Annotated in this window: 20 protein-coding genes and 4 pseudogenes; 13 read left to right on the top strand and 11 right to left on the bottom strand. The window is 50.0% G+C overall.

The genetic code is table 11. The annotated features are described in order from the left end of the window. Positions 1 to 3 precede the first annotated feature (3 nt). Both T458_RS34750 and T458_RS34745 read left to right on the top strand, forming a co-directional pair. The gene (locus T458_RS34750; protein WP_023555635.1) at positions 4 to 414 is read left to right on the top strand and encodes a DUF350 domain-containing protein; all 411 of its coding nucleotides are present in this window, start codon (positions 4 to 6) and stop codon (positions 412 to 414) included. 299 nt (positions 415 to 713) lie between these two features. Beyond that, complete coding sequence (locus tag T458_RS34745) at positions 714 to 2,012, top strand: nucleotide sugar dehydrogenase (RefSeq protein WP_023555634.1); 1,299 nt, start codon at positions 714 to 716, stop codon at positions 2,010 to 2,012. A gap of 61 nt (positions 2,013 to 2,073) precedes the next feature. Here T458_RS34745 and T458_RS34740 read toward each other — a convergent pair whose 3' ends face one another. Both T458_RS34740 and T458_RS34735 read right to left on the bottom strand, forming a co-directional pair. Next, positions 2,074 to 2,901 carry a M55 family metallopeptidase gene (locus T458_RS34740; protein ID WP_023555633.1) on the bottom strand — a complete coding sequence of 276 codons (828 nt, stop codon included), beginning with the start codon at positions 2,899 to 2,901 and terminating at the stop codon, positions 2,074 to 2,076. 146 nt (positions 2,902 to 3,047) lie between these two features. After that, positions 3,048 to 4,196 (bottom strand): glycosyltransferase, encoded by a 1,149-nt coding sequence (locus T458_RS34735; RefSeq protein WP_023555632.1) that lies wholly within the window; start codon positions 4,194 to 4,196, stop codon positions 3,048 to 3,050. 144 nt (positions 4,197 to 4,340) lie between these two features. Between T458_RS34735 and T458_RS34730 the strand changes: the two genes are divergently transcribed. The 3 genes from T458_RS34730 (at position 4,341) to T458_RS34720 (ending at position 8,250) form a co-directional block, all read left to right on the top strand. After that, complete coding sequence (locus T458_RS34730) at positions 4,341 to 5,711, top strand: glycosyltransferase family 4 protein (RefSeq protein WP_023555631.1); 1,371 nt, start codon at positions 4,341 to 4,343, stop codon at positions 5,709 to 5,711. Positions 5,712 to 5,776: 65 nt separating this feature from the next. Further along, a complete protein-coding gene (locus T458_RS34725; RefSeq protein WP_023555630.1) occupies positions 5,777 to 6,937 on the top strand; it encodes an MFS transporter in 1,161 nt (386 codons plus the stop codon). Between the two features lie 68 nt (positions 6,938 to 7,005). Continuing rightward, positions 7,006 to 8,250, top strand: a complete 1,245-nt coding sequence (locus T458_RS34720) for an MFS transporter (protein WP_023555629.1) — start codon at positions 7,006 to 7,008, stop codon at positions 8,248 to 8,250. A 65-nt stretch (positions 8,251 to 8,315) separates the two neighbouring features. On the opposite strand, the gene T458_RS34715 is transcribed toward T458_RS34720, so the two are convergent. From T458_RS34715 to T458_RS34705, 3 genes are read right to left on the bottom strand one after another with little or no spacing between them, the layout of a single operon-like run. Next, positions 8,316 to 9,131 carry a hypothetical protein gene (locus T458_RS34715; protein WP_023555628.1) on the bottom strand — a complete coding sequence of 272 codons (816 nt, stop codon included), beginning with the start codon at positions 9,129 to 9,131 and terminating at the stop codon, positions 8,316 to 8,318. Next, the gene (locus tag T458_RS34710; RefSeq protein WP_023555627.1) at positions 9,124 to 10,749 is read right to left on the bottom strand and encodes a hypothetical protein; all 1,626 of its coding nucleotides are present in this window, start codon (positions 10,747 to 10,749) and stop codon (positions 9,124 to 9,126) included. The genes T458_RS34715 and T458_RS34710 overlap by 8 nt, the downstream gene beginning before the upstream one ends. 4 nt (positions 10,750 to 10,753) lie before the next feature. Then, positions 10,754 to 12,016, bottom strand: a complete 1,263-nt coding sequence (locus tag T458_RS34705) for an O-antigen ligase family protein (protein WP_023555626.1) — start codon at positions 12,014 to 12,016, stop codon at positions 10,754 to 10,756. A 168-nt stretch (positions 12,017 to 12,184) separates the two neighbouring features. Between T458_RS34705 and murJ the strand changes: the two genes are divergently transcribed. Further along, positions 12,185 to 13,711, top strand: coding sequence for a murein biosynthesis integral membrane protein MurJ (murJ, locus tag T458_RS34700; protein WP_023555625.1), 1,527 nt, complete (start codon positions 12,185 to 12,187; stop codon positions 13,709 to 13,711). On the opposite strand, the gene T458_RS34695 is transcribed toward murJ, so the two are convergent. Next, positions 13,686 to 15,008, bottom strand: a complete 1,323-nt coding sequence (locus T458_RS34695) for a phenylacetate--CoA ligase family protein (protein ID WP_252989784.1) — start codon at positions 15,006 to 15,008, stop codon at positions 13,686 to 13,688. The two genes, murJ and T458_RS34695, sit on opposite strands and share 26 nt — an antisense overlap. A 178-nt stretch (positions 15,009 to 15,186) precedes the next feature. Between T458_RS34695 and T458_RS34690 the strand changes: the two genes are divergently transcribed. Beyond that, complete coding sequence (locus tag T458_RS34690; protein ID WP_023555623.1) at positions 15,187 to 16,824, top strand: putative polysaccharide biosynthesis protein; 1,638 nt, start codon at positions 15,187 to 15,189, stop codon at positions 16,822 to 16,824. 81 nt (positions 16,825 to 16,905) lie between these two features. Here the strand turns inward: T458_RS34690 and T458_RS0128425 are convergent, their stop codons facing one another. Next, entirely contained in the window at positions 16,906 to 17,295 is a 390-nt protein-coding gene (locus T458_RS0128425) for a RidA family protein (RefSeq protein ID WP_252989783.1), read from the bottom strand. 449 nt (positions 17,296 to 17,744) lie between these two features. Here T458_RS0128425 and T458_RS34685 point away from each other — a divergent pair, with 449 nt between their 5' ends. Both T458_RS34685 and istA read left to right on the top strand, forming a co-directional pair. Further along, complete coding sequence (locus T458_RS34685; protein WP_171819356.1) at positions 17,745 to 18,152, top strand: IS110 family transposase; 408 nt, start codon at positions 17,745 to 17,747, stop codon at positions 18,150 to 18,152. 131 nt (positions 18,153 to 18,283) lie between these two features. Next, a pseudogene (gene istA, locus T458_RS34680) lies at positions 18,284 to 19,462 on the top strand (IS21 family transposase); the annotation flags it as partial. Positions 19,463 to 19,643: 181 nt separating this feature from the next. On the opposite strand, the pseudogene T458_RS34675 reads toward istA, so the two are convergent. Continuing rightward, positions 19,644 to 20,696, bottom strand: a pseudogene (locus T458_RS34675) (IS256 family transposase); the annotation flags it as partial. Positions 20,697 to 20,900: 204 nt separating this feature from the next. Here T458_RS34675 and T458_RS34670 point away from each other — a divergent pair. Further along, the gene (locus T458_RS34670; protein ID WP_007780203.1) at positions 20,901 to 21,437 is read left to right on the top strand and encodes a cupin domain-containing protein; all 537 of its coding nucleotides are present in this window, start codon (positions 20,901 to 20,903) and stop codon (positions 21,435 to 21,437) included. A gap of 257 nt (positions 21,438 to 21,694) precedes the next feature. On the opposite strand, the pseudogene T458_RS34665 reads toward T458_RS34670, so the two are convergent. Continuing rightward, positions 21,695 to 21,865: pseudogene (locus tag T458_RS34665) on the bottom strand (IS256 family transposase); the annotation flags it as partial. A gap of 17 nt (positions 21,866 to 21,882) precedes the next feature. On the opposite strand from T458_RS34665, the gene T458_RS0128420 reads away from it, so the two are divergent. From T458_RS0128420 to T458_RS34655, 3 genes and pseudogenes are all read left to right on the top strand, one after another. Beyond that, the gene (locus T458_RS0128420; RefSeq protein WP_144083809.1) at positions 21,883 to 22,305 is read left to right on the top strand and encodes a hypothetical protein; all 423 of its coding nucleotides are present in this window, start codon (positions 21,883 to 21,885) and stop codon (positions 22,303 to 22,305) included. 2 nt (positions 22,306 to 22,307) lie between these two features. Beyond that, positions 22,308 to 22,852 (top strand): annotated as a pseudogene (locus T458_RS34660) (ATP-binding protein); the annotation flags it as partial. 120 nt (positions 22,853 to 22,972) lie between these two features. Further along, positions 22,973 to 24,211, top strand: coding sequence for an IS110 family RNA-guided transposase (locus tag T458_RS34655; RefSeq protein WP_031305278.1), 1,239 nt, complete (start codon positions 22,973 to 22,975; stop codon positions 24,209 to 24,211). A gap of 265 nt (positions 24,212 to 24,476) precedes the next feature. On the opposite strand, the gene T458_RS34650 is transcribed toward T458_RS34655, so the two are convergent. Both T458_RS34650 and csaB read right to left on the bottom strand, forming a co-directional pair. Next, positions 24,477 to 25,328 carry a class I SAM-dependent methyltransferase gene (locus tag T458_RS34650; RefSeq protein WP_023555117.1) on the bottom strand — a complete coding sequence of 284 codons (852 nt, stop codon included), beginning with the start codon at positions 25,326 to 25,328 and terminating at the stop codon, positions 24,477 to 24,479. A 35-nt stretch (positions 25,329 to 25,363) separates the two neighbouring features. After that, entirely contained in the window at positions 25,364 to 26,467 is a 1,104-nt protein-coding gene (csaB, locus tag T458_RS34645) for a polysaccharide pyruvyl transferase CsaB (protein ID WP_023555116.1), read from the bottom strand. Between the last annotated feature and the right edge of the window lie 196 nt (positions 26,468 to 26,663).

The raw sequence follows: 26,663 nt of genomic DNA, 5'->3' as shown, positions 1-26,663 counted from the left end.
GCTATGGGGGATCTTCTAAGCAATCCATATTTTGCGACAGCAGCCAATTATGCGGTTACGGGATTGGCGATGATCGTCTTTTTATCTCTATTTGAGCTGGTTACTCGCTACCAGGTATGGGAGGAGTTAAAAAAAGGAAATCTCGCTGTTGCCATGGCAACAGGAGGCAAGATTTTTGGGATAGCCAATATTTTCCGCTATTCGATCTCCGAGCATGTCTCGATTGGGCAGTCGCTGATCTGGGGGACTTTTGGCTACGTGTTGCTGCTCATCAGCTATTTTATCTTCGAGTTTATGACACCCAGTTATAAGATTGACGATGAAATCGCCAAAGGAAATATGGCGATCGGGTTTATAGCCATGATGATCTCGATCGGATTTTCCTACGTAATCGGTGCCAGTCTAGTCCGATAGCGGGTGGTGTCCCGCATCGGGTTGAACCTCGGGGAAATCGAGAGTATAATAATCCATTGGCAGAGCCTGCGGGACACATCCGAGAGATTCACAAAAATAGGACCCGGCGTTTGAATCGATGCTGATTATTTGGTTGGGGAGGAGCGCGTCGTTGGAAACCTTGTACAAGGTGCTCATTGTGATGTGTGCACTGTTTATCGTTGCAGGCGTTTACTACCTGATGTAACCGATGCCAGAAAACACTTGCGCTTCAAAGCGCAGTTACATGCCAAGAGAGAATAAGAAAGAGGAGATACGCAATGACACAGCCTGTACGCGTCGCTGTTGTGGGATTGGGGTTTGTCGGTTTGCCGTTGGCCTTGACGTATGCCATGAAAGGGGCCAAAGTCGTCGGGATTGATGTATTGCCCCGAGTCGTGGAAGAAATCAACGCAGCTAATTCCCATCATTTGGAATCCTATAAAGGTAAGACCTTGCGTGAGATCCTGCGCGAGCAAATCGACGCCGGTCGCTTTTATGCGACGACATCTTATGAAGAGGCAGCGAAGGAAGTACAGCATTACATCGTGACAGCCGGTTTGCCAGTTCATAACGGCGACCCTGATCTGGAGCCTTTGAAAAGATGTGCCCAGACCTTGGGGAGCGTTTTGAAAAAAGGCGATACCGTGATGATCCGCAGTACGGTAGTTCCGGGAACAACAGAGGAAGTCATCCTGCCGATTCTGGAGGAAACGAGTGGACTCGTTGCGGGGACTGATTTTTATCTGACGTATTGCTCGGAGCGAATCGCAGAAGGCCGCGCTTTTGAAGAGTTCATTCACATGCCGCTCGTCCTGGGGGGCATAAATGAAGCAAGTGCGCAAAAGGGCTTGGAACTGCTTTCGTTCATCAGCGAGACAGAGGTGACGATTTCGGATATTCGCGTCGTCGAAACTGCGAAGGTCATCGAAAATATTCAGCGTGATGTCAATATTGCCATGGTTCAAGAATTTGCTCGCTTTGCAGAATCCTTTGGCATTGATACTTTTGAACTGATTAAAGTAGCCAACACGCATACACGAGTAAATCTTTTGACACCGGGACCAGGCGTGGGCGGTTTCTGCCTCCCGAATGCGCTCTACTATTTGCAGCCTAAAGCACGAGAGCTGGGCGTCTCCTTGCCGCTTCTGCAGCAGGCCCGCCAGATCAATGACGGAGTCCCAAATGTGCTGGTTGACATGCTGGAACAAGCATTGAAGGATAAAGGAAAATCGCTTGCGGGCAGTCGCGTAGCCGTTCTGGGATTGGCGATGAAGGACTTTTCCAACGACGATCGCGTCAGTCCTGTGCATGACCTCGTGAATCGTCTTCAAGCACGAGGCGTCGAAGTCACTTCTTATGATCCGGCTGTCCCTACCCAATACGAACACAAGGCGCAGACTCTCGAGGCGGCTGTAGCAGGTGCAGATGCCCTCATGCTGACCGCTGTGCAACAGGAGTTTGCTGACGCGGATTGGACAAGCTTGATCACCAAAATGGCAGATGCTCCGGTGCTTATGGATACCAAAAACCGGATTCCGCGAGAGCTGGACCAAAAAGTAACGGTTGTCCGCATCTAAGCAAAAATAGGAAAAACCTCGTCAATTGGCCGAAAAGCCGCGCTTGACGAGGTTTTTTTCATTAGAAGAACTCTGCGCCAGATGCGAGATTCAGCATCGCGCGCATGGTTTTGTACATTTCCACTTGATCGGCTGCCCGGAAGGAGACCGTGTTGCTCTTCGTCTCGTAATGGGAGCCTGGGACGATGGCGGCCAGCTCTGCTTGTCCCGCATGGGAAAACTCGATGGCGACCTCCAAGGGTGTCGCGGTTTGAAGAGGGGCAATCGTTTTTAGCTGAGAGAGGGCTGCCTTCGTTTTTTGCTTCAACTCGGCTGTCGCTTCTTCGCGAGGGAGGCAAAGTGCGGCTGTACGAGAGACAGCCTGCTTGACGATGGCGGTACTGATGCCGGGGATGAGTTCACTTGCCTCAACCGCGATCAAGTTGTCGCCGGATACCATACAGACAGGCACTTGATAGAGCCCGGCGTAGATGGCGTTAAAGCCAAACTCGCCGACGACGCGACCATTGACGTACAGATTGTGGATCACGCCGGACATGGTATGGCTGAGAACGCCAGGGATGCCTTGGCGAGTGTGGTAACCAATAAACATGGCGGCGTCGAAGCTTTCATCCAGACCTTGCACCATGGAGCAATCGCGAGGAGTTCCGGCGATTAGGCGCGCTGCCGGATGAAGCGATTCCCAGAGGATGTTGTTCATCGTGTTGTGACTGTCTGCGACGACGATCTCTTTTACTCCCCACTCAAGTGCTGCTTCGATCACGGCATTGGCATCCTGCGTCATGAACTGCCGGCCTCTCTGATAGTTGACGCCGGAGTCGGGATTGATATAGCTCGTATCCACGATTCCGGAGATGCCTTCCATGTCCACGGAAAGAAAAAGCTTCATATAAGATCTCCAACCTTTCATAGGGGTTCCTAGAATCATCGTTTCAATTCTATGTAACCAAATTGTGGATACAGAGGCAACTTAAAAATTCAAACGAAAAAAGCACGATGGCTCCCCGACAGGGCAAGACGCATCGTGCCAGATCATCATGATAGCAGTTTTTTGTACAAATCAAGAATATGCCGGGTCATCTGTTCGATCGTAAATGTATCCTCTACATGTTCGAGAGCATTCTTCGCCAGTCGGCTCCGCAGTTCTTCTGATTGCTGGAGGCGATTCATCTCACGCGCCAGAGCGGCTGTATCGCCAGGCTGGACGACCAGACCTGTCTGCTCGTGGAAGACGACCTCCTTGACTCCACCGACGTGACTGGCGACGACAGGCACCTCGGAGGCCATTGCTTCAATCAGCGTGTAACCAAGCCCCTCGTAGAGCGAAGAGTGAACAAAGGCATCACAGGCATGCAGACAGGCGGGAATATCCTGCCGAAAGCCAGCAAAGCGGACACGTTCTTCCAGCCCCAATTCACGGACCTTGTTTTCCAGCAGGGTGCGTTCGGGTCCATCTCCAATCAGAACGAGGTAAGGCAATGAATCCTTTGCGTCACCAGACTGTTCACGCAGCAGGCGGGCAAAGGCATCGATCATAAGCGGCAAGCCTTTTACCGGAACGAATCGAGCTGCTGTCCCAAACAGGAAAGCATCCTGCGGGATCTCCCATTCCGCACGCAGTAGACTCCGATCACTCTCGCGCAGCTGGTTTTGCCTGTAAGGGGAGAGATCGGTCCCGTTGTAGATCACACTAATTTGCTCGTCAGGAACGCCCTGCTTGCGCAGAATATCGGCAATCGCCTTGCTGATCGCGATGTAATGCCGATTCCACAGGCGGGTTCCTCGCTCCATCAAACTGACGATCACATAGGCCAAGGCTCCTGCGTAGTCGTAACGCAAGGAACTGTGTACCGTAGTGACCAGAGGGATCTGCATGGCACGTGAGGCCAGCCGTGAAAAAAAGTTTGCCTTGATGCCGTGGGTATGTATAATTGTGGGCCGGAACGTCTGGAATGTACGCCGCAGCGCAAGCAAAAGACGCAAGTCAAAACGGCCGAATTGATCCAGCGTAATGACCTGGATTCCCGCCTTTTTCAGCTCGCCGGCAAAAAGGGCATCATAAAAACAGACAACCGCCACCTCCACCTCATCAGCGGGAAACGTGGAGGCGAGATTGAGAATATGCTGTTCTGCGCCGCCAAATTCACCTCCGCCGATCACGTGGAGGACTCGTAGTTTGCTCATCTAATTTCACCCGAATCGTAGTTACAAAGCCATTTTCACTATAGCAGATGCTTGATAGATTCGCAATAAGACGCCACTTGTGGTATCGTAGGGAGAAAGAAAATCACCTGCATTCAGACGCTTTTGGACAAGGAAGGTTACCTAATGAAAGACCGCAATGTGCTACTCATATGCTATGGATTTCCTCCCATCGGGGGCGGCGGGGTCCCACGTCCTCTCAAGATGGCTAAATATTTGGGGGAGTTTGGCTGGAAGGTGCATGTCCTGACTGTCGAACCGGCTTACCATGCTACCCTGGACCCTACTCTTCTGGCACAGTTGCCGCCTGAGGTACAGATCTACCGTGCGAAAGAAATGCCCCTGATTCCGAAAAGAGGGGCTGCTTCTGCTGCCGTCCCTGCTGGTGCGAACCAGACTGCCGAGGAGGCTTCACCGCCGCGCCAGTCCCTGAAGGCGGCATTAAAAAAGCAAGTCGTGTCCATTTTGAAGCAGGTAAAGCCGTACCTCTTGATCCCGGACGATCAGATTCTATGGCTTCCCAATGCGCTCAAATTGGGGCGAGAGATCATGCGTCGTGAAAAGATCGACGTGATTTTTTCGACTTCGGGCCCCGTTACCAATCATTTGGTGGCTCGCAAGCTGGCGAAAGAGACAGGCTGCAAATGGGTTGCTGATTTTCGCGATCCCTGGACGCAAAATATGCACACTTCAGGAATTGCCTGGCGCGAACGCCTGGAAGAGCGCATGGAGACTGGAGTGATGTCAGAGGCTGATGCGATCACGACGGTTACTGCTACATTCGCAGAGAATTTCCGGAAAAAACACGGTGCCTGGATCAAAAGGCTGGAGCTGATCTACAACGGATTTGATCAGGCCGATTTTGAGGATTTGCAGCCTTTGTACGCCGTTCCTGAAAAATTCCATGCCGTCTATGCAGGAATCCTGTATCAGAAACGCAATCCGCGCCTGCTTCTGGAAGCGATCCGCGAACTGATTGATGCGAAAGAAGTGGATGAGAATGATTTGCTGCTCAGCTTTGCTGGAGTATTCGACTACCCAGGTTACTCGGAAAATCGCGACTGTGTCGAGCGGCTGCGACTGAATGGAATCGTGAGACAGATGGGCAACCTGCCGCACAAGGAAGCGCTGGGCTTGATGAAAGGAGCCGATGCCCTGCTGTTGATCGGGGATGTCTCCGCAGATGCAGGGGCATATATTCCAGGCAAGCTGTACGAGTACATGGGGATCGGCAAACCGATTCTCGCCCTGAACAAAGCGGGTGAGGCGACAGAGATCATCGAGCAGTTTCAGCTCGGACAGGTGGCTGACCCACAGGACAAGGCAGCGATCAAGCAGGCGTATTTGCGGCTGTATCGCGAATGGAAGGACCGTGGGGTTGCTGCGGATGGCCAACCGGATCGCGGAGCGGATTTTGCCGAGCGCGTGAAGCCCTATGAACGGCGCGAGCAGGCCAGACAATTGGCGCAGCTTATGGATGATCTGATCAACGTATAATATTCCACCCAATCCCCCGCGACGCGATGTTGCGGGGGATTTTGGGAGACAGGTGAGATGAGAACGTGAATCTAGAGGTACAACGCTTGCGGGCTTACAATTTTTTCTATTTTTCCATTCTTTCAATGTTTATTTCTTTTCTGCCAGTTTATCTCTCCTTTCGCGGAATTGCCCCAGGGGAGCTCGGGCTTCTCGTCGGAATAGGCTCGTTCATCGGAATTTTGTCACAACCCTTTTGGGGGATGTTGAGCGACAAGGCAAAGACGCTCAAGCGGATCATTCTCATAACTGTCGGCTGTTCGGTCGTGATCGGCTTTCTCTTGTTCACCAGCAGCCAGTTTCTGGTTTTGCTGTTTCTGGTGGCAGCGATGTATTTTTTCTTGATGCCGACAGACCCACTGACGGAGAGCTTAAACTATCGGGTTGCAGAGAACCATCAGATCAGCTTTGGCTCCATTCGGACGTATGGAGCGATCGGCTTTGCTACGTCTTCCCTCGTCATCGGCTGGATGGTGGACTTGTGGGGGATGGAATCACTGGCGTGGCTGTTCGTGGGATACGGAGTGTTGACGTTTGGCTTTTGCCTGTTCGTGCCTGATGCGCCTGCCAGCAGCAAAAAGCTCTCCTTTCAGGATTTGAAGCAATTCTTTTTCTATCCCCGGACGCTGCGCTTTTTTCTGCTTGTCCTGCTGGTGTCCACACCGCATCGAACCAATGACAGCTTTCTGGGGGTCTATGTGCAAAGCTTGGGCGGCACCACAGGAGAGGTAGGACAAGCCTGGTTTCTCGCTGCTGTCAGTGAGGTGGTATTTTTTGCCATTAGCACCTGGGTGCTGCGGAGATGGAGTGAAATGAGACTGATCATGATCGCGGCTGCTTTGTACACCCTGCGGTATGTGTTGTGTGCGATCGCTCCCAGCCCGGATTGGGTCGTCTATCTGCAAATCTCGCAGGGCATTACCTTCGTCATTTTCTACACAGCGTCCATTCAGTACCTCTATCGGATTATTCCGGAGGAGTGGAAAGCGACGGGACAGACCGTGCTGGCCGTCCTCTTTTTCGGGATATCCGGCATCGTTGGCTCGATTGCGGGGGGCTGGGTGTTTCAGCAAATTGGTGGAGACGCACTGTATTGGGCCATGGCCTGCTTTTCGTTCGCTGCATTCCTGTACAGCCTGCTCCTGAGAGCGAAGCTGACAGACCAAACAGAATTTTCCCATCAATAAGTCATTTGATACGGCTCTGACATTCTTCTGTTACGTTTGGGAGACGAACAGGAAAGGATGACTGAACCGTGAAACGACATGTCTTTTCTCCGCTGTCTAACCGCTCTTACCGTACCTTCTTTTTTTCACAGGTTTTTACCGATCTTGGCAATTGGCTGGACTTGCTGGCCCTGGGAGCGCTGATCACCTTTACATGGAAACTGGGGCTGGAAGCGAACTCAGCCGCTGTGATTGCGATGGGCGCCCCCTTTTTATTGATTGGCCCCTTTGCTTCTGTCTGGGTGGATCGGCTCTCCAGCCGAATGGTACTCCTGCACAGCACATTTTTGCGCATCCTGGTGATCATCGGGTTTTTGCTGGCAGAAAATCTGTATATGCTGCTTCCGCTGATCTTTCTGAAATCGGCTCTGGCCTCCATCAGCGAGCCAGCTCGTCAATCCCTGCTGCGTCATCTCGTGCCGACAGAGGAGATGGCAGAAGCGAGCGCTTTGGGGCAAATGGTATCAAACGGAATGAAAATGATCGGTCCCGCCATCGGAGGCCTGCTCCTGACTTTTTCGTCTCCGGCAGCCGTCTTTGCGGTAGAGGGGGTGCTTTATCTCATTGGCTGGGTCATTATGCTGGCTCTCCCGCGCGTACAAGCCGCAGCCGATTACTCGCGAGACGAAAAGCAGGGTTTTGTACGCGACGTTGCGGAGGGAGTCCGATTTTTGTTTGGCAATCCTCTGATCCGTTCTGCCGTGATGATCGTGGGTCTGTCCATGTTTATCATTTTTTTGTATGACGGGTTTCTCCCACCGCTGGTTCAAGCGTTGGGAATGGACACGTTGGGCTATGGGCTTGTCACCGGGGCTGTGGGGGCTGGCTCCGTGCTGGGTGCCTTGCTGACGGGGCAGTTCACACAGTGGCGGAATTGGCCGATCTTGTTCATGGCGGTGGGAAGAATCGTCTCGGGCTTGCTATTGCTGGTAGCGGCGGCTGGCGTTCTCTACGGTTTTGCTCATGGGAACACGGCTTTATGGGTCGTCATCTTTGCGGTGACAGGCGCGGTCGGAGTTGGAATGACGGTTCCGTACGCGTACTTGCTCCAGACCCAGACCCCGAAGGAATTGATTGGTCGGGTCTCTGCGGTCGCCATGGCTGTACAGGGAATCGCGATATTTACAGCGCCGTCGCTCGGAGCCATTCTGGGAAAATGGCTGGGGCTTGGCTGGGTGTTTGTCCTGGCTGGCGGTTTTACAGTCCTGCTCGGTGCTGCAAGCATGTGGCGTGCACAGGAAAAGAAAAGCCTGACATCCAGCGCGAGCATGTAACCAATGAAAAGAAGAAGAGCAGTCGGGAAGATGGTTGATCTGTCCGACTGCTCTTTTCTTGTGGATCAATACAGCAAATATCGTTCTACTTCTGACGGGTCTTTGATGTGGATCCCCGGATCGTTGTACTTGTAAAGCTGGAAAAACACTTGCTGGTCCATCGTTCCCGCTTCTGGCAGAGGGAGGATGATCCAGGTCTCGTATTGGTGGATCAGCCGGTCTTCTTTGCCGATCCAGAAGGTCGTCTTGATCGTGGATTCATTCAGGATGTAATTCAGATCAGGACGGTCTCCCAATTGTTGTTTTAAAGGTTCAAACAACGGGCTTTGGCTCTTGGCCAGCCACTCTGCGCCGGTCATTTTCAATTGGAACGTCGCAGTCTCGGTCCCGTAGACTTTGTCATCCGGCAGTTGAACCGCTTTGTCCATAAAGGGGAGCCAGTCTTCAAATCCCGCCAGGACGTCGAAGGCGAGCGGTTCGTCTCTTGCCGTCACCCAGTACTCCTTGGCGCGGATGTAATGCTTGTCGTCGATTCGATAGTACTGGTAGGGCTGGGCGGCGATTCGCGCATCCACGTTGTAGCCCTTGTCATTGATTACCGCTCCGTTGAACATGCTGTTCACCTGACGAGCGAGAATGTTGTTTTTTACATATCCCTTGTACCAGTATTTTTGCGCTTCAGGATCGGTTTTCGCCTTTTCGAGCGCGACCTTCAGCCATTCCGCACCTGATTCATTCAGACCTTCAGGCGGCGTTGCGGGAGTCGTATCGAAATTCGTAGAGGCAAAAGCCTTTGGACCTGATTCATAGGTGCAACCGCCAAGCAGGGCAGCGACGCAGACAGAGGCAAGCAAGGCAAAGATTTTTGTTTGCTTACGCATGGCGACCCCTCCTTACGACTCCGTAAGCCACTAATCCGACAAAGACGGCAATGGTCAGCGGCAGGACTGGGATGTTGTGTCGTTTGAACACCAGAATGCGGTGCGTGTTGTACATATTGCCGATGATCTCGTTCTGCCCGTCGCCGTCGATGTCGCCGATCTGTACGTTGATGAGCGGCAGATAGATGCGCCAATTCTCCGTAAGCCCTTCCGGCGAATAGGAAAAACCGCGCAGATATCGGCTGTCTGTCGTACTGACCCAGCTTTTCGCTTTGGCGATGATTTCCGGCTCTCCGCTGCCTACCGCTGCGAAGTTGGAGAAGCGGAAGCTGGTATCGCCCTCGGCGCTGGACCACAGGATGTCCCAGGTTCCTTCCGGCGTCGGTTTCAGGATGTAGGACGGCTTGCCCGCGAGCAGCAATTCATCCACCTGATCGTTGTCGATATCGGCAGGGATGAATTCGGCTGTCGCCAGCTCGGCTTCCTTGCGAGTGAGCGTATAGGCTTCCTTGAGCGAACCGTCTGCTTCCACGACCATGACGCTGATATGTTGGCCCATGATCATCAAGCCTTCCCGTCCATCGGGCAGCATCATGGTGGTCAGCAGCTTGGTGGCGTCTGTTTTCCCGCTAAAAGGCTTGCCGTCGTAAGTACCGCTCAAGACGCCGTTGATGATGTGCAAATCCTTGTAATGGCGCCCAAGCTCATGGCGCAGGTCCATGCTGCCTTTGTTCTCTTCCAGCTTGTTGGCGATGTTCTCCATATCCAGCATGAATGCGCGATAAGGCGTAGTGCCAATCTGCATCATGCCTTCTGCAAAGTTTTGCCGCTGCACATTGGGAACGAGCTGGTCATCCTTCATCGTGTAGTAAGGGAAGCCAGGGAAGTCGGTCGGCATCTGGTGCTTGATGCGATCAAGGGTCTCAGCAGGGAGCTCCTTGTTGTTCATCCGTACCAGCTTGCCGTTTTCCCAACGCATGACATAGAGGGAGAGCGGCTCGGATTGGAGATGAAGCAGTTTTTCGGCCAGTGCCTTTTTCTCCTCTTCGGTTTCCGGTTTTTCCACCGTTTCCGGCAAAGGCAGCTCCATTGCATTGCCGTAGGTGATCACTTCTTGTTTGCCATCCCCGTCGACGTCGTAGAGCGTGATCGGGAAGTAGTCGACCCAATCACCATTGTAGAGACGAGCAGTTTCTTCCTGGACGGTGAAATGGCTCAAGGCGGTCAAGGTATAGCGATTAAACGTGACATTGGCGAGCAGGGCGATGACGACCAGCGCACCTACTGCTTTCCAGTCGAGGCGTCCATACCATTTGACCAAGAGGGCGATCACGATCACGGCGATCGCACCGCCGATCAGAAGAGCCGCTGTTGTTTTCACATCAACGCGAGTCAGGGCACGGTCCAGCAGCAGGAAACCGATTGTGAAGACCAGCACCTGACGTCGTTCACTTGGATGGATCAAGAAGTAGAATCCAGCCAGCACCGGAATGAAGATGAGCAAGGCAATCCAGCTCAGATCAAGAAACGCGGGCTTCACGAGCAATTGGTAGATCAGAAACAGGGCGATGGCGTAAACGGCCCAGCCCAAAGTTGAAAGAATGGAACGGCTGCGCATGGATTCACCCCCTTTTTGATTGTATGTGATCGGCGTACAACGCACTGAAAATGCCGCCAAACAGCCAGAAGTAGAGCGCCATGAACGGCACCTCGAAAATGTTTTCTACGAAATTGTGAAACGCGACAGCGAAAATGCCGCAAAACAAGCCGAGAAGCAAGAAGAAATGGGGGGAATTGCGCCATGCCTGGACGGCCTTGACCCCGTTTCTCAGCATCATCGTGACAAAGATGAGAAGCAGTGTGATCCCAATCAAGCCGAATTCGGCCAAGCTTTTGAAGAAGTAGCTGTCAGAGTATATCGTACCGAAATGACGATATCCTACGGCTCCCCCATGATGGCCAAGACCAACGCCGAAGAGCGGCTCAATCCGCATCTTGTCATACGCATCTCCCCAACGGTCGAGACGACCTGCTTGCATACTCGATTCCAGGTATTCTTTCGTGAAGATCCCAAAAACCCGATTTTTCAGCGAGCCCAGCCCAGGAACAGCGTCGGGGACGTTGTACAAGCCAATCACGCCGATAATGCCGACGAGGACGAGGACCAAGGCGACGCGTTTTTTCCATATATAGACACAGATGAACAGGGAAAAAGCGAGCGCGAACCAGGCACCCCGTGATGCAGTCAGCAGCAGCGCCAAGAGAGTAATCAGCGTGACGCCTGCCCAGAGCAGTTTTTCTTTGCGACTGGTTACCTTGATAAACAAGCCGGTTGCGATCGGTGCGATCAAGGCCATGTAGCTGCCCAGTACGTTGGGACTTGTGACGAAGGAAAAGGCGCGAGTCGTGATCGCTTCGCCCTCTTGTACCCATGATCCAGGAGTTTGAACACCCAGTACGACCTGGATGACTCCGTACAGGCCGGTTACAAAGCCTATCAGGACAAGCACTTTTAAGAGTTTTTCCAATTGATCTACTGACTTGAACAAATAGAATCCCATGAAGAAGGCAATCAGGTATTGGTAGATGGAGCGAAAGCCCTCCACGCTTGCTTTCCAAACCGCCATGTCCGTCACAGTCAGGGCGATTCCCAGAACAAACAGGGCGGAAAGCACATGCTTGATTTTGGGCATGGTGCGATTTCCTTCCAGATAGGCAAGGAATGTAAACAACGACAGGACAATCAGCAAGCCTTCATCCCAAAATGACGAAACGACTGGAATAGGTAGAATGTTTCGCAACAGGTAATCGATAAGGGGGAAGGCCAAAAACAAGTAGAGCCACGTGTTTGCTTGACTTCCCCACTTCAACACGGTTTCTTTCATTTGATTTGTAGTCCTCCTACGCAGGGATTAACCAATCCATTATAATGAATTTCACAACCCTCTAGCAAGTTGGGAGGGAAATGGATTGGTAGGATCACGAGAAATGAGATATGATAGCAAAGTATTTGACTCGCAGGCTGGTTGAACGCCGAATAAGGAGTTTTGGAAATGAGTCTGATCAGAATCGCTTCCATGATCGTCGTTTTGACGCTGGTTGGAAGACTTTTGGGTTTTTTTCGCAGCGTGTATGTATCCGAACTATACGGGACGGGGATGGAGGCAGACGCCTTCAACATCGCGGCGACGATTCCCCTCACCCTTTTTCTTGTCATACCAGGAGCCATTAATGCTGTCCTGATACCGACGATGCGCGGTCTCATGGAAAAGGATCAGCCAACAGATGGGCTCTATCACAAAATGCTAGGCATCATATTGGCTGTTTTCGGTGTGATAGCCGTATTGGGAGTCGTATTTGCCAAAGAGGTAGCGAGTCTGTTTGGCTTGACAGGTGCCAAACTGGACCTGACCGCCGACATGCTGCAATGGATGTGGCCATCTGCCGTATTTATCGGATTGGCCGGGCTTTGGACGAGCATGTGCAATGCGCATCAGCATTTTTTTACCCCTACATTGGGCACCGTCGCCAATGGGGCTATTGTCATCGGGAGCATGTACTTCCTGGTTCCTGTCTACGGGCCACAGGGTCTGGCGATCGCGACGACTCTTGGCTATCTGGCAGCGATGGTCACGATGCTGCCAACCTTGCGTCGCTTTGGATACCGGCATAGGCTCTCCTTTTCCTTTCAAAAGGATGAAGCCTTGGCAGGAATGGGAGAGCGGGTTGTGCCGATATTGATCGGAGCAGTCGTGGCACAGGCTACGACGTTTCTGGAGCGCGGCTTTGCTGAATCAGTCGGTACGGGTGCGATTTCGGCCCTGGCCAATGCCAATCAGATCGTGCAGATGCCGATGGCAATTTTTGTAGGAGCCTTTACACTGCCTCTCTTTCCGCTGCTCGCAACCCATGTGAAGCGGGGAGAGATGACGGAGATGAAGCTGATCCTGCAAAAAGGGCTGGCCTATCTGTTCATCCTGCTGATACCGGTTACTGTCGGGCTTTCCCTGTATGCAGAGCCGATCATTCGCCTTGCCTTTGAGCGTGGAGCATTCGACGAGCTTTCCGTATCGATGACCGCGTGGGCGCTGCCTTTTTACGCTTTGGGCTTGTACGCGCTGGGGGCGCGGGATTTGCTGACTCGTGCCTTCTACGCGCTGGAAAACACACGTACACCCGTCACCATCGGGATTGTCGGGATCGGGGTGTACATCGCAGCCAACTGGCTGCTGATTCCTTACCTCGGACACGGCGGAATCGCATTGGCCCAGGCTTTATCTGCCGTCAGTCAGGCTGCGTTGCTGTTCTTCTTGCTTTGGCGCGCTGTCGGTGTGCCTGTGAAAGCCAGCTTTTTGTGGACGATGGCAAAAACTTTGCTGGCATGCGCAATCATGGGAGGAGGCATTTTCTTGCTGGATCCTTGGCTGTCCCAGCTGCCAATCTGGCTCTACCTGATCATCGGCATCGCGATCGGCATGCTCTTGTATGGCGCTGCATTGATCGTGATGCGCGAACCGCTGGTAGCCGAATTGCTGCAAAAAATGCGAAAACGCGCTATTCCATCCGGGGGGCAGTCGTAAGCGGACATTCGCGAATGGCATAGCGGACTTTCCCGGAAGCGCTCGGGGGAATGTGATCCACGTACGCGACCTGGACATTGACTTCGCCCAGGGCAGCCTGGATGCCAGCCAATAGGCGGGATTCGTCTGCGGGCAGATAGGAATCGGGATCCTTTACGAGCTTTAAGCTGAGTCGGCTGGGTTCATGCTGCACGATTTGAAACGTGCGAAAGCTGTCCATGCCGCGAATGATATGATTAAAATAGTGGCCATGCACAATTTTTCCGTGCGTGGAGATGAACATGTCATCTTCTCGGCCGTCGATCTTTTCCAGGACAGGAAAATTGATCCCGCAGTCGCAGCTTTGAGGGGAGAGGGCGATCATGTCTCCCAGCTGATACCGAAGACGCGGCATGACGGTGAGTGGGTCAACCACTTCGAGGTAGCAGTTTTCACTGAAGATGTGCATTTGCCCGCTCGGACATTGATAAGCAATCATTCCGCCATCGCGTGCTCCATATTCGTTGATGACGGGTGCCTCAAAAGCTGATTCGATCGTTTGACGCTGATGGGCATGCAGGCTTTCGGCAGTGGAAACGACCGCTTTCAGTCGAATGCCGAGCGATAACCCGCGCTCCAGCATCATTTCGGCGAAGCTGTGGAGGGCTGAGGCGTATCCATATAAATAGACAGGTTGAAAACGCTGGATCAGACGCAGATAGGTAGGAAGCTGTTCTCTGTCCAACTCGTAGGCGGAAAGAATGAGACGATTCTTCAACCAGCGCTCTTTCCAGCGATAACGGCGTTCCTGTTGTTGATTCAGTTCCAGCGGAGAACCCCAAATCATGACACAGGGATCGCCGATCTGAATCCCGTGCCAGGAGAGGCCGAGCCAACGCGCGGCTTCGTAGCGTTCGACAGCCAGGCGGTCAAGATAAAAACGGGTGGGCTCGCCAGTAGAACCGCCTGTCCGGTTTCCGATCAACTTCGCGGGATTCGCATGCTGCGCGAGGTATTGATCAGCGTTTTGGCGAAAATGGGATTTGCGTAAAATGGGGAGTCGCTGCAGAAAGCGTTCGGGCTGGTCGCGTTGAGTCTCCCATTCCGATGCGAATTCCGTATACGCAGGGACACGCCGGGTCGCATGATCCAGCAGCTTGCCTAGCTTTTTTCGTTGACTCTCTACCAAAGCATTTGTTTGCAGGCTTTGAGCGCGCTGTAATTCTGCCATGTAATGACGTGTACGATTTTCTTTGATCAGCTCCATCATCGGCCACTGTATGCGGCGAATCCAGAAACCGGTTGCGGGCACGACCATCCCCTCCTTTTCGGGCAGACGATTCCAAGAAGTCGTTGGAATCTGCTTCCACCAGTATTCCTGCCTATTTGCATCGTTATACCTGTTTGCTGGAACGGGCAAATGATAGTAGGATAGAGGGTGGATTCATGCCGTTTGGGAGGACCATCATTCCGGGACATGACAAAGGAGTTACCCCATGTTGAAAAAAAGCCATTTCCTTGCGGGCGCGTTAATTCTCGCCATAGCAGGAGTTTTATCAAAAGTAATCGGGATGTTTTACCGGATCCCCTTGCAGGAGATCGTCGGGGATAATGGATTGGGTCTCTATCAGGAGGTTTATCCGCTCTATTTGACCTTTCTCGTCTTGGCGACAGCGGGTGTGCCCGTGGCCTTGTCCAGGGTGATTGCGGAAGCGCTGGCGGAAGGAAAAAAGGGAAGTGTCGGCCAAATTATGGCTCGTAGTATGGTCATGATGGGGGCTATTGGGATCGGATTGTTCGCGATTCTGTATGCCTGCTCGCCATTGATCGCCAAACTGATGGGCAATCCCCATCTGATCCAGCCAATCCGGGCGATCTCTTTATCCCTGTTATTCGTGCCGTTGATTGCCGTCATCCGCGGTTTCTTTTACGGTCACCAGAAAATGATGTATGTCGGCTTGTCTCAAATCGTGGAGCAAACGCTGCGCGTAGCCTTTATTCTCATAGCCTCTCTTTACCTGGTCCGCCTTGGAGAAGATACGGATACCGTCATTACCGGCGTCAATTTCGGGACGATGATCAGTACCTTTTTAAGCCTGGGTTTCCTGGGATTTCTGCTGTGGCTGCACAACCGAAAGAGCGAGGTTTTTGTCGGGGCACAGTGGAAGCAGCTGGACTGGTGGTATGATCGCGCCTTTTTCGCCAAGATGTGGCGAATCGCCTGGCCGATCTGCCTCAGTGCTTTGGTCATTCCGATTTTCAGCTTGACCGATTCGTTTCTCGCGATTAATATCTTTCGGTACATCTGGCAGGTAGATGGGCTGACGGCTGACACCTGGTTCGGGATTTACAGCCGCGGCGGCCCTCTGTTGCAAATGGCGAGCCTTTTTGGCTCCTCGATTGCGCTTTCCATCGTGCCAGCAATTGCGGAGGCGAAAGGGCAGGGAGATACGGAGCGCGTCACGACCTTGACCAAGCTGAGCTTGCGTTTTGCCTGGCTGATCGGTCTGCCGGCCGGATTGGGGCTGACTGCAGTGGCAGAAGGGGCGAACCTCGCTTTGTACGGAGATGTCGAGGGGACGCGGGCTATGGCTATCTTGGGTGTCACTGCTATTCCTTTGTCGCTGTTGCTTGCCACCAATGGAATCTTGCAAGGAATCGGCAAGGAGAAGATTCCCGCCCGTCACCTGGTGTATGGTGTCATCGTAAAAATCGCCGCGACGCTTTTGTTTACCTCCTGGTTCGGGATGGATGGACTCTCGTTGTCCTGGCTGTGTGCGACCGCCTTTGTCTGCATTCTCAATATGCGAACCATCAGCCGTCTCGTCTACGTACCGATCAACTGGCGTTTTGACACGCTGTATCCCTTGCTCGTCGCCAATCTGATGCTGGTTCTGGCTTGGGGGACAACGGAAGCGACTGGCTATTTGCTCGGCTGGGGTGACAAGCTGCGTTTGTTGGGTGCAGTGGAGACCGTGGCTGGCGTAGCGGTAGGGATGATCATTTACTTGGGCTCGCTGCTTTTGATCCCGCTGATCGATGACAAGGAGCTGGATTGGCTCCCAGGAGGCAACAAGCTGCGCTCGTTTATGAATTTGATCCGCAAAAAGCAGGCATCGTCCAAGTCATCGTAGGAATGAAAAAAAATAAAATGCTCCCCGTAAGGCAGTCAGGTTGCAATGATGAACCTGCTGCCGATCGGGGAGCGTTTTTTGTTAGCGAGCAGCCCAAGCTTCTACTTCAACCTTAAAAGCAGGTTGGGCCAAAGCAGATACATAGGCTAACGTCGTAGATGGCGGCTGACCGCCGTGGAATTCGTTCCACATCTCAATAAAGCGATCCCGGTCGATCTCTTCCGTCAACCAGAGATTGATTTTCACAATCCCGTCTGAGGTAACGCCTTCACTATTCAAAATACGCGTCACATTTAGAAGTGCATTCCGTAGCTGTTCATTCACATCTGCCGGAACATTCCCCTCAGGATCCGTCCCGACTTGTCCAGCCAAAACCAGGATATCCTTATCTCTCGGCACAATCGTAAGGTGCGAATAGGAGCCAACCGGGGGAGCAACAACATCTGGATTTTTGCGGATGATCGTCATCATATGTACCTCCTTCTCTCATTGGAATCATTATACTGCAATGGTAGAAAAAGATGGTAGAAAACTCCATGAGATACCCGCAAACAAAGAGGCAAGGGGTTTAGGAAAGCTGGCAGAGGAAAAATGGGAAAAAAGCGAAGGCATTTGGAGTGGAGGCGGACAGGATGACCCCCAGCAAAGATCCCAACCCGCCTAAGCGTTTTCTCCTTTTTCGTATTATGAGGTCAGCCAGAAAAAACTGGCTGGCCATTTTTCATGGAAATGGCTTTACTCTATTGGTAGCCGGGTAGAACGATCCCCTTTTTGGGAAAAACCCGTGGAGGAAACTGTTCACCCCCTACTTGTACAACTATGTTTGGGCTGGTTGGGACAAGATCCCGTATCACATGCGAAGCTATGGCATACAAGTGCTAAAGGGGCTGCCGGTAAAAGAAGTGAGGGGAAGGAAGAACGTGAATCCAGTTGTAGGAATCGATGTGGCAAAAGGAGAAAGCCAAGCACAGATCTTTCTGGATCGGAACAAATTATACGGAAAAGGATTTCGTTTTTCGCATACCATAACAGATTTGGAATGGCTTCATGGAAGGCTAAAGGAAGTAGAAAAGGACAGCGGTTGTCGTCCAGCAATTATTCTTGAGGCTACAGGTCACTACCACCTTCCCATTGTAGAGTGGGCAGAGGAGAAAAATTATGACCTGTATATCCTTAATCCCTTATTAGCCCAGCGGGCTAAGAAAACGCACCTAAGAAAAGTGAAGACCGATAAATTGGACGCGGTTCATTTAGGAGAACTTTATTACAAAGAGGAGTTTGAACCGTACCAAAAGCAGGAAACGCACTGGCTTCATTTACGTCTGTAACTGCTAAACTAAATTCAACAGTATCCGCCAAATAGAAATGAACACTTTTTTCTTTCACTTGGTAACCCAGTTAAGCTATGATTACTTGTTCAACATAGCTTGGCTGGGGGATGGGAAAGGTGGAAAAATTACTGTTGTATCTTCAGGTTCATCAATTAAAAGAGCAAGGATTTAAGGTGGCAGCCATCGCAAGGAAATTGGATCTGTCGAGGAACACGGTCTATAAATATCTAGATATGACTTTTGAGGAGGCATCAGATTGGGTCAATTCCCTTGGTAACAGAAGCAAAAAGTTGAATCCCTACCGGGATAGGATTCTCAGTTGGTTACATGAACATCCAGATCTGTCTTCTTCTCAGGTCGAGGACTGGTTAAAGGAGAAATATCCTTCCATTAAGATTGGAGGAAGCACAGTTCGATCCTATGTTAGTGAGCTAAGGGAAATATACCATATTCCGAAAATTGTACATATTCGTGATCACGAAGCAGTGGACGAGTTGCCAATGGGCCAACAGGCTCAAGTGGATTGGGGAGAAGTCACGGTTAAAAATATGGAAAAAAAGGACGTGAGATTATACTTCATCACTTTTGTTCTCTCCCACTCCCGTTTCAAGTATGTAGAGTGGCAAAGCAGACCCTTTACCACAAGGGATGCAATCAGATGCCATGAAAACGCATTCGTATTTTTCGGAGGAATGCCAGAGGAATTGGTTTATGACCAAGATCACCTGATCACCGTAAGTGAAAATGCAGGAGACATTATCCTGACGAGTGAATTTCAGTCTTATAAGCAAGAACGTGGATTTCGCCTTTATTTATGCCGCAAGGCAGATCCGCAAAGTAAGGGCAAGATAGAAAACGTAGTGAAATTCGTGAAAAGAAACTTTGCCAAACACAGGGTTTTCTCCAATATCGATGCATGGAACGAACGGTCTCTGGCCTGGCTATCACGGACAGGCAATTACAATGTGCACCATACAACAAAAAAGAGACCGGTTGAAGTGCACGCCCTCGAAAAGCAACACTTGAAGCCAGTCTCTCCCCTGCTCTCTTTCGAGAGCAACCGTGGATCCAGTATAACAAGAACTGTCCATAAGGACAATGTGATTAAATATAAATCCAATCGGTACTCCCTTCCTTTAGGGACATACCGTCCAAGGGGAGAGAATCAAGTATTTATCGAGATTCATGAAGAGGAACTGATTGTCAGAGCAACTCCGCAAGGAGAAGTTCTTGCACGACATCGGCTTTGCCACGGAAAAGGAGAGCTTATAAAAAGTAGACAGCACTCACGTGATCGATCTAAAGGGGATTGTAAATTATTTTGTGTAAATGGGTTTTTAAGAAATAAAAAGTCACATCGAAGGCTTTACATGGAGGGGCGGGCATGATAGGCTCGTTTGCCATGCGATGCATGTTTTTACAGGGATCGCCCAATCGCAAGATCTCATGCCCGCAGAGGCTCCATGTCAAGCCGGCTCAACCGATGGATCAGGCGGACAGTTCCGCTTGCAATCTGTCTCCAAAATGGATAGCAAGCTGCGATATACATTCTTTCCAACTCCTGACTGGCATAGTCCACTTCTTCGAAGCCTCAATCGTTGCAAGATAGATGATCTTCCGTAGGGCGTCGTCGGTTGGATAGGCAGTTTTCGTTTTGGTTACTTTGCGGAGTTGACGGTGGTATCCCTCAATAATATTTGTGGTATAGATCATCTTACGAATTTCAGCAGGATAGTTAAAATAGGCGGTCAACTCAATCCAGTTATTTTCCCAGGAGCGAATGATAATGGGATATTTTTTCTCCCATCTCTCTTTAAACGTAGCGAAAGCCACCTCGGCTTCTTCTAATGTAAGAGCTTGATAGACTTTCTTTAAGTCTGCCAAGACTAGCTTCTCTTCTTTGAAGGGAACATATTTCATTGAATTACGTATCTGGTGGATGACGCATAGTTGAATCTGGGTTCTCGGGAACGCAGCATTAATTGCCTCTGAAAATCCTGAGAGTCCGTCCTTACACGCGATCAGGATATCTTCTACCCCGCGACTTTTCAACTCCGTACACACATTTAGCCAAAAGCTAGCACTCTCGTGCTCGCCAATCCAGATACCCAAAATGTCCTTATGTCCTGATACTGTAATGCCTAGAACGCTGTATGCTGCTTTATTGATGATCCGATTATCCTGGCGAACTTTAAAATGAATAGCGTCAAGGAATACAATGGGATAAACGCGGTCAAGAGGCCTACATTGCCATTCCGCCACCATTGGCATGATCTTATCCGTTACTTTACTGACCATCGCCGCTGACACTTCAATCCCATATAAATCCTTCATGTGTTCCTCGATGTCTCGCGTAGACATTCCTTTCGCATAGAGAGCAATGATTTGCTCTTCTAAACCATTTGCGGTAGTCTCGTGTTTTTTCACAATATGAGGTTCAAATTCGCCGTTGCGATCGCGAGGCACACGAAGTTCTGTGTTACCAAACTTCGTTTTCACTGTCTTTTTGCTGTAGCCATTTCGACTATTTCCTGTATGGTTGTTCATTGAAAATAAAGTGTTAGACTGAAAAATAAAGTGTTAGACCGTGAAAATAAAGTTGTAGTCTGATCGCGAGCAAAGCTAACGGGCAGAACCCTTCAACAGCACCCTTCCGATAGCTTTCTATATAATGCTGAATCTAGGTACATTCCCTAAGTATATTTCATAAGATAATTTGAAAAATGCGTGAAGGGAATGAAAAAAATGTACAATGTTCCTTATATGTATCCATATCCATATCCATATCATGTAAATGTACCAATGTATAACTATGGAGGACAGAATGTTTACAGGACTATGCCTCCTGATACATGGCATGATAATCGATTGGTTTTTCAGTTGAAAGATTATGGACCTGAACCGTTTGTAGTTAATATCAATCAGGCTTCGAAGCAAAACAGTACGTATCGTACCGCTTTATGGACAGGAAATCATTTGCAAGTTACATTGATGAGTATTAACGTTGGCGAAGATATCGGGTTGGAAATTCACCCTAACGTTGACCAATTCCTTCGTATTGAACAAGGTCAAGGGATTGTTCAAATGGGCAAGAGTAAAAATAATTTAAGCTTTGTAAGAAAAGTCTCTGATGACTTTGCCATTGTGGTACCCGCTGGAACATGGCACAATGTAACTAATACAGGCAATATCCCGCTAAAACTTTATTCGATATATGCACCTCCACACCATCCACATGGTACTGTACATGTAACTAAAGCTGATGCTATGGCAGCCGAATAATAATTACTGTGAGTAATAAATTATAATTTTTTACACCCAAGGAATGAACAACATATCCTTGTTGTTGCTGAACTAACGGGATACGTTAGTTGAACAAAGACAGCGGCAGTCTAAGACTTTATTTTTCAAGTCTTGGTCCGCCGCTGTTTCATTTTTATTGTCAGTCTAATACTTATTTTTGGAAGTCTGGCGATTTTTAATCTCATAAAACGCGTTAAATCGCGCCTCTGAGTCTAAAACTTTATTTTCACGGGACAATGGTCACCGTCGGAACTATGCTTGTTGTAGCCTAAGTGATCATCCATTTCGGCTTCAAACAACTGCTGGATCGTGTCACGAAACAGGTCCTTCAGCATCACATGGACGTCCTCGATGGTGCGGCAATCCTTTGCTAATTCTTTGATCGTAAGATCTCTTTTGTCTTGCATAAATGATCATCTCCTTAATGGAAAGTTTAACCATTTACACAAAACTTTTTACGCTCTCATCTAAAGGGATTCATGCTTATAAGGAGACCATTATCCGCCAATTTCACGATCAAGAAAAAGCAATGCTGTTTATTCATGAGATAAGCGTTCGGTATCCGAGGTATGTACGTGATCATTTGCAAATCGTTCAATATGCCATCACCCATTTCCAACCTGATATTGAGGAAGCCTTGGATGTATGTGTAAAAGACCATTTATGGAGTGCAAATGACCTCCGGGATGTTGCACAGCACCTTTCCCGACTAAAAGATACCAAGCCCTCCTCAGAACCTCGTTTCGATCAAGCAATACCAAGCAACTTCCGCAACCTCTCCGCATTACAAGCCACTTCACCAACGAGGGAAATGGATAAATATTTAAAAATACTAGGGGGCATTTGACGTTGAACAGCACCGTACAGACCATGCAAAATTACTTCCGCCATCTTCGGATGGCGGAGACAGCCAATGAACTGCCTGAATTCCTTCGTAAAGCTGAAAAATTCTCTTGGACCTATCAGGAATTTCTAGAAGAACTCTTAACCTATGAATTGAAACGGAGAGAAGCAAAAAATGCGGAGAGGAGATTGAAATGGGCCAAGTTTCCCTATCAAAAGACCTTGGATGAATTTCAGATCGATGAGCAAAAGTCAATCAGTTCCCGCCAAATCAAACAGTTGAAGGAACTGAATTGGCTAGAACAACAGTACAATCTGATCCTTCTTGGTCCTCCAGGAGTGGGCAAAACCCACATTGCAATTGGACTTGGGTTAGAAGCGATACAAAAGGGTTTTCAAGTTACCTTTTCAACCATGGGAGAGTTGATCCATCTATTGAAAACCCAAGAGTACCTCACAAAATCACAAACGCAGCTTAAAAGAATAAACGAATCCGATTTGGTCATTATTGATGATCTCATGTATATGGCAATGGATCAAAGGGAGGCAAANCCCCCTACTTGTACAACTATGTTTGGGCTGGTTGGGACAAGATCCCGTATCACATGCGAAGCTATGGCATACAAGTGCTAAAGGGGCTGCCGGTAAAAGAAGTGAGGGGAAGGAAGAACGTGAATCCAGTTGTAGGAATCGATGTGGCAAAAGGAGAAAGCCAAGCACAGATCTTTCTGGATCGGAACAAATTATACGGAAAAGGATTTCGTTTTTCGCATACCATAACAGATTTGGAATGGCTTCATGGAAGGCTAAAGGAAGTAGAAAAGGACAGCGGTTGTCGTCCAGCAATTATTCTTGAGGCTACAGGTCACTACCACCTTCCCATTGTAGAGTGGGCAGAGGAGAAAAATTATGACCTGTATATCCTTAATCCCTTATTAGCCCAGCGGGCTAAGAAAACGCACCTAAGAAAAGTGAAGACCGATAAATTGGACGCGGTTCATTTAGGAGAACTTTATTACAAAGAGGAGTTTGAACCGTACCAAAAGCAGGAAACGCACTGGCTTCATTTACGTCATCTCACGAGACAACATGAGGCAATGACGGATATGTATGTTCAGACAAAATTGCAATTTCGGGCTGTCCTAGACCAGGTCTTTCCCACGTATGAAGGTGTGTTTGGGGATTTGTATTCAACGGTATCATTGGGAGTGTTGGAAATGTATTCAACACCAGGGGCGGTAAAAACGGCAGGAGTGGACAAGCTAGCGGAGTGTATGAACACAAAGCTTGTTCGTGGACGGTCACCGAAGTGGGCAAAGGAAAAGGCAATAGATATGATGGCAGCGGCAGAAAAAAGCCCCTTTCAAGAAGGGGTCCATGAGAGTTATGTGCTTAGTTTACGTATGTTCATCACGTTGCTACTTCAATACCAGGAGCATCTATCCAAGCTTGAAAAACAAATAGATGCCCTGGCTGAAGAAAAAAAAGAATATGATCTACTCCGTTCGATTCCCGGCGTGGGAAACAAGATTGCTGCCACAATCCTGGCCGAAATTGGGGAAATCGAACGGTTTGACCACGCAAAGAAATTGGTCGCATTCGCTGGGGTTGACCCAAGTGTCACATCCTCCGGAAAGTTCACAGCAAGCACAAACCGAATTACCAAACGGGGTTCCAAACGCTTGCGAAGAGCGCTGTACCAAGCTGTACAATGCGGAGTAAGAAGACGAAAGGGGTGTCTCTTACAAAGCTCAGTAAATCAGCGATTACGTGAGTATTATGACGTGAAAAAGGGGGAAGGAAAGCCCCACAAACAGGTTGTGATTGCTTGTGTGAATAAGCTAATCCGCTGGATATACTGCATTTTAACGAGAAGCGAACCTTATAAGGCTGACTTTCAGTCAGCGTAATGGAATGAATTTCCATAACCTCTCCCTTTAGAGAGGTTATTTTGCATGCTTTTCAACAATATAGCACAACTTCAAAGAAAATAATAAGGATACTCTTGACAAAATATTAGCTGGTTTCCTCCCCACCACCGCAGCCCGATGACCACCAACAAAAATCCGCTGAGCCTGTCATGAGAGAATCGCCATAGTTGTCATTCCCCCTAAAAAAAGGTGCCCTACGTAGCGAATCTACGATTGGGCACCCTTGTTTTATTTACTGCAAACATCAAGCTTCCTTGCGATAGACACAGACCACCATCTTGACGAAAAATTCGCGCAGCCCGGGCAGCTTGGCCAGCGGTTTTAACTGATTTCGCAATGGAATTTCCCGCTCGTAGACGGCTGGCTGGGTGACTCCCTGCTGAATTCTCCGGAAGCGTTTGATCGTCATCTGATTGATGTAAGAGATCGTCTCCCGTCCATCCGGTCCTGTACTGAAGCGAAAAGAGAGGCGGTCAGCGCCGTCCGGCAGATCGCGAACCAGCTCTTTGTATGCTCGGATCAGGGCTTGCTCGGAGAAGAGCGCATGCACCCAGGGAATTCCGATGGCATCAGACAAATGAGCCCCATACGGGTGATAGTAAGGCGGAAAATTAATGTAGAGATGCCCGCCTGGCTTTAGCACGCGAAAACACTCCGCCAGCGTTTTCTCCGGCTCGCCAACATGTTCCATCGCGTCGTTCATGATGATCGTGTCAAACGTATTGTCGGCAAAAGACATATTCGCCGCGTCGCCCGTCATAAAGGATACGACATCCGCCAAACCTTTCTGCTTGGCAAACTCATTCCCCTCCACGGCATAATGGGGGACGATATCGATGCCAATCATTTTTTCGGGCTTGAACGTGGCGTAATAGCAGGTCTTGCCGCCACCGCCACAGCCGATGTCCAAAACCGTCTTGCCTGTGAACATCTGCTCTTGAGAGTGATAGGGGAGGAAAAATTGAATCGTCTGGTCCCCTTTTTGAAACTGCCATTCGGTGTAGCTCATCTGCCCTTCGTTCGCCAGGTTAAAGGGATGAACGGGCAGGGGAAAGAGTCGGTTCAAACCGAGCAACATTTGAGAGGATACGGACATGTTCCAGACTACCTTCCTTCCTGTTAAGATCATCATTATTGTTTTCGGTGCAGAGCCTTCAAGACCAGCTCGCTGCTCTTCGCAGCTTCTTGCTCCAACAGAAGCGCTTGACGTGTGATCGTCTCCCGTTCTTGGTCGAGCATCTTCAGCCGTTCCGCCAAAAGGGTGAGCAACGAGTTGGCTTCCAATTTCGTAATATGGCCGGCGTTGGGCATGCCAGCTCTTTCGACAAAACGATCGATTTTGGGATCGTAGGATATTCCGGTAAAAGGGATGCGCAGCATGCAAGCCAAAATGAGCGAATGCAGACGCATGCCGACGACGTAGTCACATTGCTTCAATACGGACATGATATCGTGAAACGTGACGGGAACATCGAGAAGCCGGGCACCCTGCTGCGTCATCTGATCCATGATTTGTCTGGAAGGAGCCAGATCGCTGGGGACGTGCATCGGGAGGAACAATACATTCCAGCCCTGCTCGATGAACCAGTCTGCGGCCTTTGCCATGCTTTGTTTAAAATGCTGCTCCTGTTTCCAGTCACGTACCGAAATGGCGACAAGCGGCTTCGTGGCATCAGCAAACATGCCTGCCAAGAGAGCTTTGCCACGCTCGTCCGATATGTCATCCGCTGAGATAGTCAAAGCCGGGTCTGCGGTGACATGGATCGGGGCTCGTATAACGCCGCAAGCCTTGAAGTCTTCACCCGATTCGTGATCGCGCACGGTGATGATATCGACGCGATTGACGACCCGCTTGATCATGGAGCGGCTCAGCGACTTCAGGATCGGTCCGAACCCTTGGGCGTAAAAGACGACAGGCTTGCCGAGGAGCTTGGCAATCATGACAATCCCCAAATAGTAGAGAACACTGCGGGGACTGGTCACGTCCTGCATCAGGGTTCCTCCGCCCATGACCAACATGTCGCTTCGCTTCAACTCACGGATAATCGTACCCAGACTCCAGCGATCATACGCCTCGATCCCAAACAGCTCGGCGGTACGCTCTGGCGTGTTGGAGAGCACAGCCAGGGAGATATTCGGTTGTTCCCGCACAAGCGAGCTGATGATGCCGTATAGGACCACATCGTCTCCGGCATTGTTGAAGCCATAGTACCCGGAGATGAGAATTCGCGACATGGAGTGAACCTTCTTTCTATATCAAACGTACAGGAAAAACACATTCTCAAGTATAATCGAGTAAACAATGGGAAGTAAAGCAACCCCCTAGCGCAAAAAGAGAATACCCATGGCAAGCATGCCAACGCCAAGGATGGCGAAGATGATCATCAGGATCAACATCCCTTTGTTTTTGCGCCGCCGATAAAAGAATTCG

It is taken from the genome of Brevibacillus panacihumi W25, from assembly GCF_000503775.1.
Lineage (GTDB): Bacteria > Bacillota > Bacilli > Brevibacillales > Brevibacillaceae > Brevibacillus > Brevibacillus panacihumi_A.
The sequence above is the reverse complement of the archived record's forward strand: the minus strand, read 5'-3'. Positions and strand labels throughout refer to the sequence as shown.

Bases quoted from the DNA above. Each gene is read 5' to 3' on its own strand.
- T458_RS34710 (WP_023555627.1), bottom strand. From the start codon at position 10,749: ATGCGCAGCCGTTCCATTCTTTCAACTTTGGGCTGGGCCGTTTACGCC.
- T458_RS34670 (WP_007780203.1), top strand. From the start codon at position 20,901: ATGTACAATGTTCCTTATATGTATCCATATCCATATCCATATCATGTA.
- T458_RS34745 (WP_023555634.1), top strand. From the start codon at position 714: ATGACACAGCCTGTACGCGTCGCTGTTGTGGGATTGGGGTTTGTCGGT.
- T458_RS34705 (WP_023555626.1), bottom strand. From the start codon at position 12,016: ATGAAAGAAACCGTGTTGAAGTGGGGAAGTCAAGCAAACACGTGGCTC.
- T458_RS34735 (WP_023555632.1), bottom strand. From the start codon at position 4,196: ATGAGCAAACTACGAGTCCTCCACGTGATCGGCGGAGGTGAATTTGGC.
- csaB (WP_023555116.1), bottom strand. From the start codon at position 26,467: ATGTCGCGAATTCTCATCTCCGGGTACTATGGCTTCAACAATGCCGGA.
- T458_RS34715 (WP_023555628.1), bottom strand. From the start codon at position 9,131: ATGCGTAAGCAAACAAAAATCTTTGCCTTGCTTGCCTCTGTCTGCGTC.
- T458_RS34750 (WP_023555635.1), top strand. From the start codon at position 4: ATGGGGGATCTTCTAAGCAATCCATATTTTGCGACAGCAGCCAATTAT.
- T458_RS34690 (WP_023555623.1), top strand. From the start codon at position 15,187: ATGTTGAAAAAAAGCCATTTCCTTGCGGGCGCGTTAATTCTCGCCATA.
- T458_RS34740 (WP_023555633.1), bottom strand. From the start codon at position 2,901: ATGAAGCTTTTTCTTTCCGTGGACATGGAAGGCATCTCCGGAATCGTG.
- T458_RS34695 (WP_252989784.1), bottom strand. From the start codon at position 15,008: ATGGTCGTGCCCGCAACCGGTTTCTGGATTCGCCGCATACAGTGGCCG.
- T458_RS0128425 (WP_252989783.1), bottom strand. From the start codon at position 17,295: ATGATGACGATCATCCGCAAAAATCCAGATGTTGTTGCTCCCCCGGTT.
- T458_RS34730 (WP_023555631.1), top strand. From the start codon at position 4,341: ATGAAAGACCGCAATGTGCTACTCATATGCTATGGATTTCCTCCCATC.
- T458_RS34650 (WP_023555117.1), bottom strand. From the start codon at position 25,328: ATGTCCGTATCCTCTCAAATGTTGCTCGGTTTGAACCGACTCTTTCCC.
- T458_RS0128420 (WP_144083809.1), top strand. From the start codon at position 21,883: ATGGAAAGTTTAACCATTTACACAAAACTTTTTACGCTCTCATCTAAA.
- murJ (WP_023555625.1), top strand. From the start codon at position 12,185: ATGAGTCTGATCAGAATCGCTTCCATGATCGTCGTTTTGACGCTGGTT.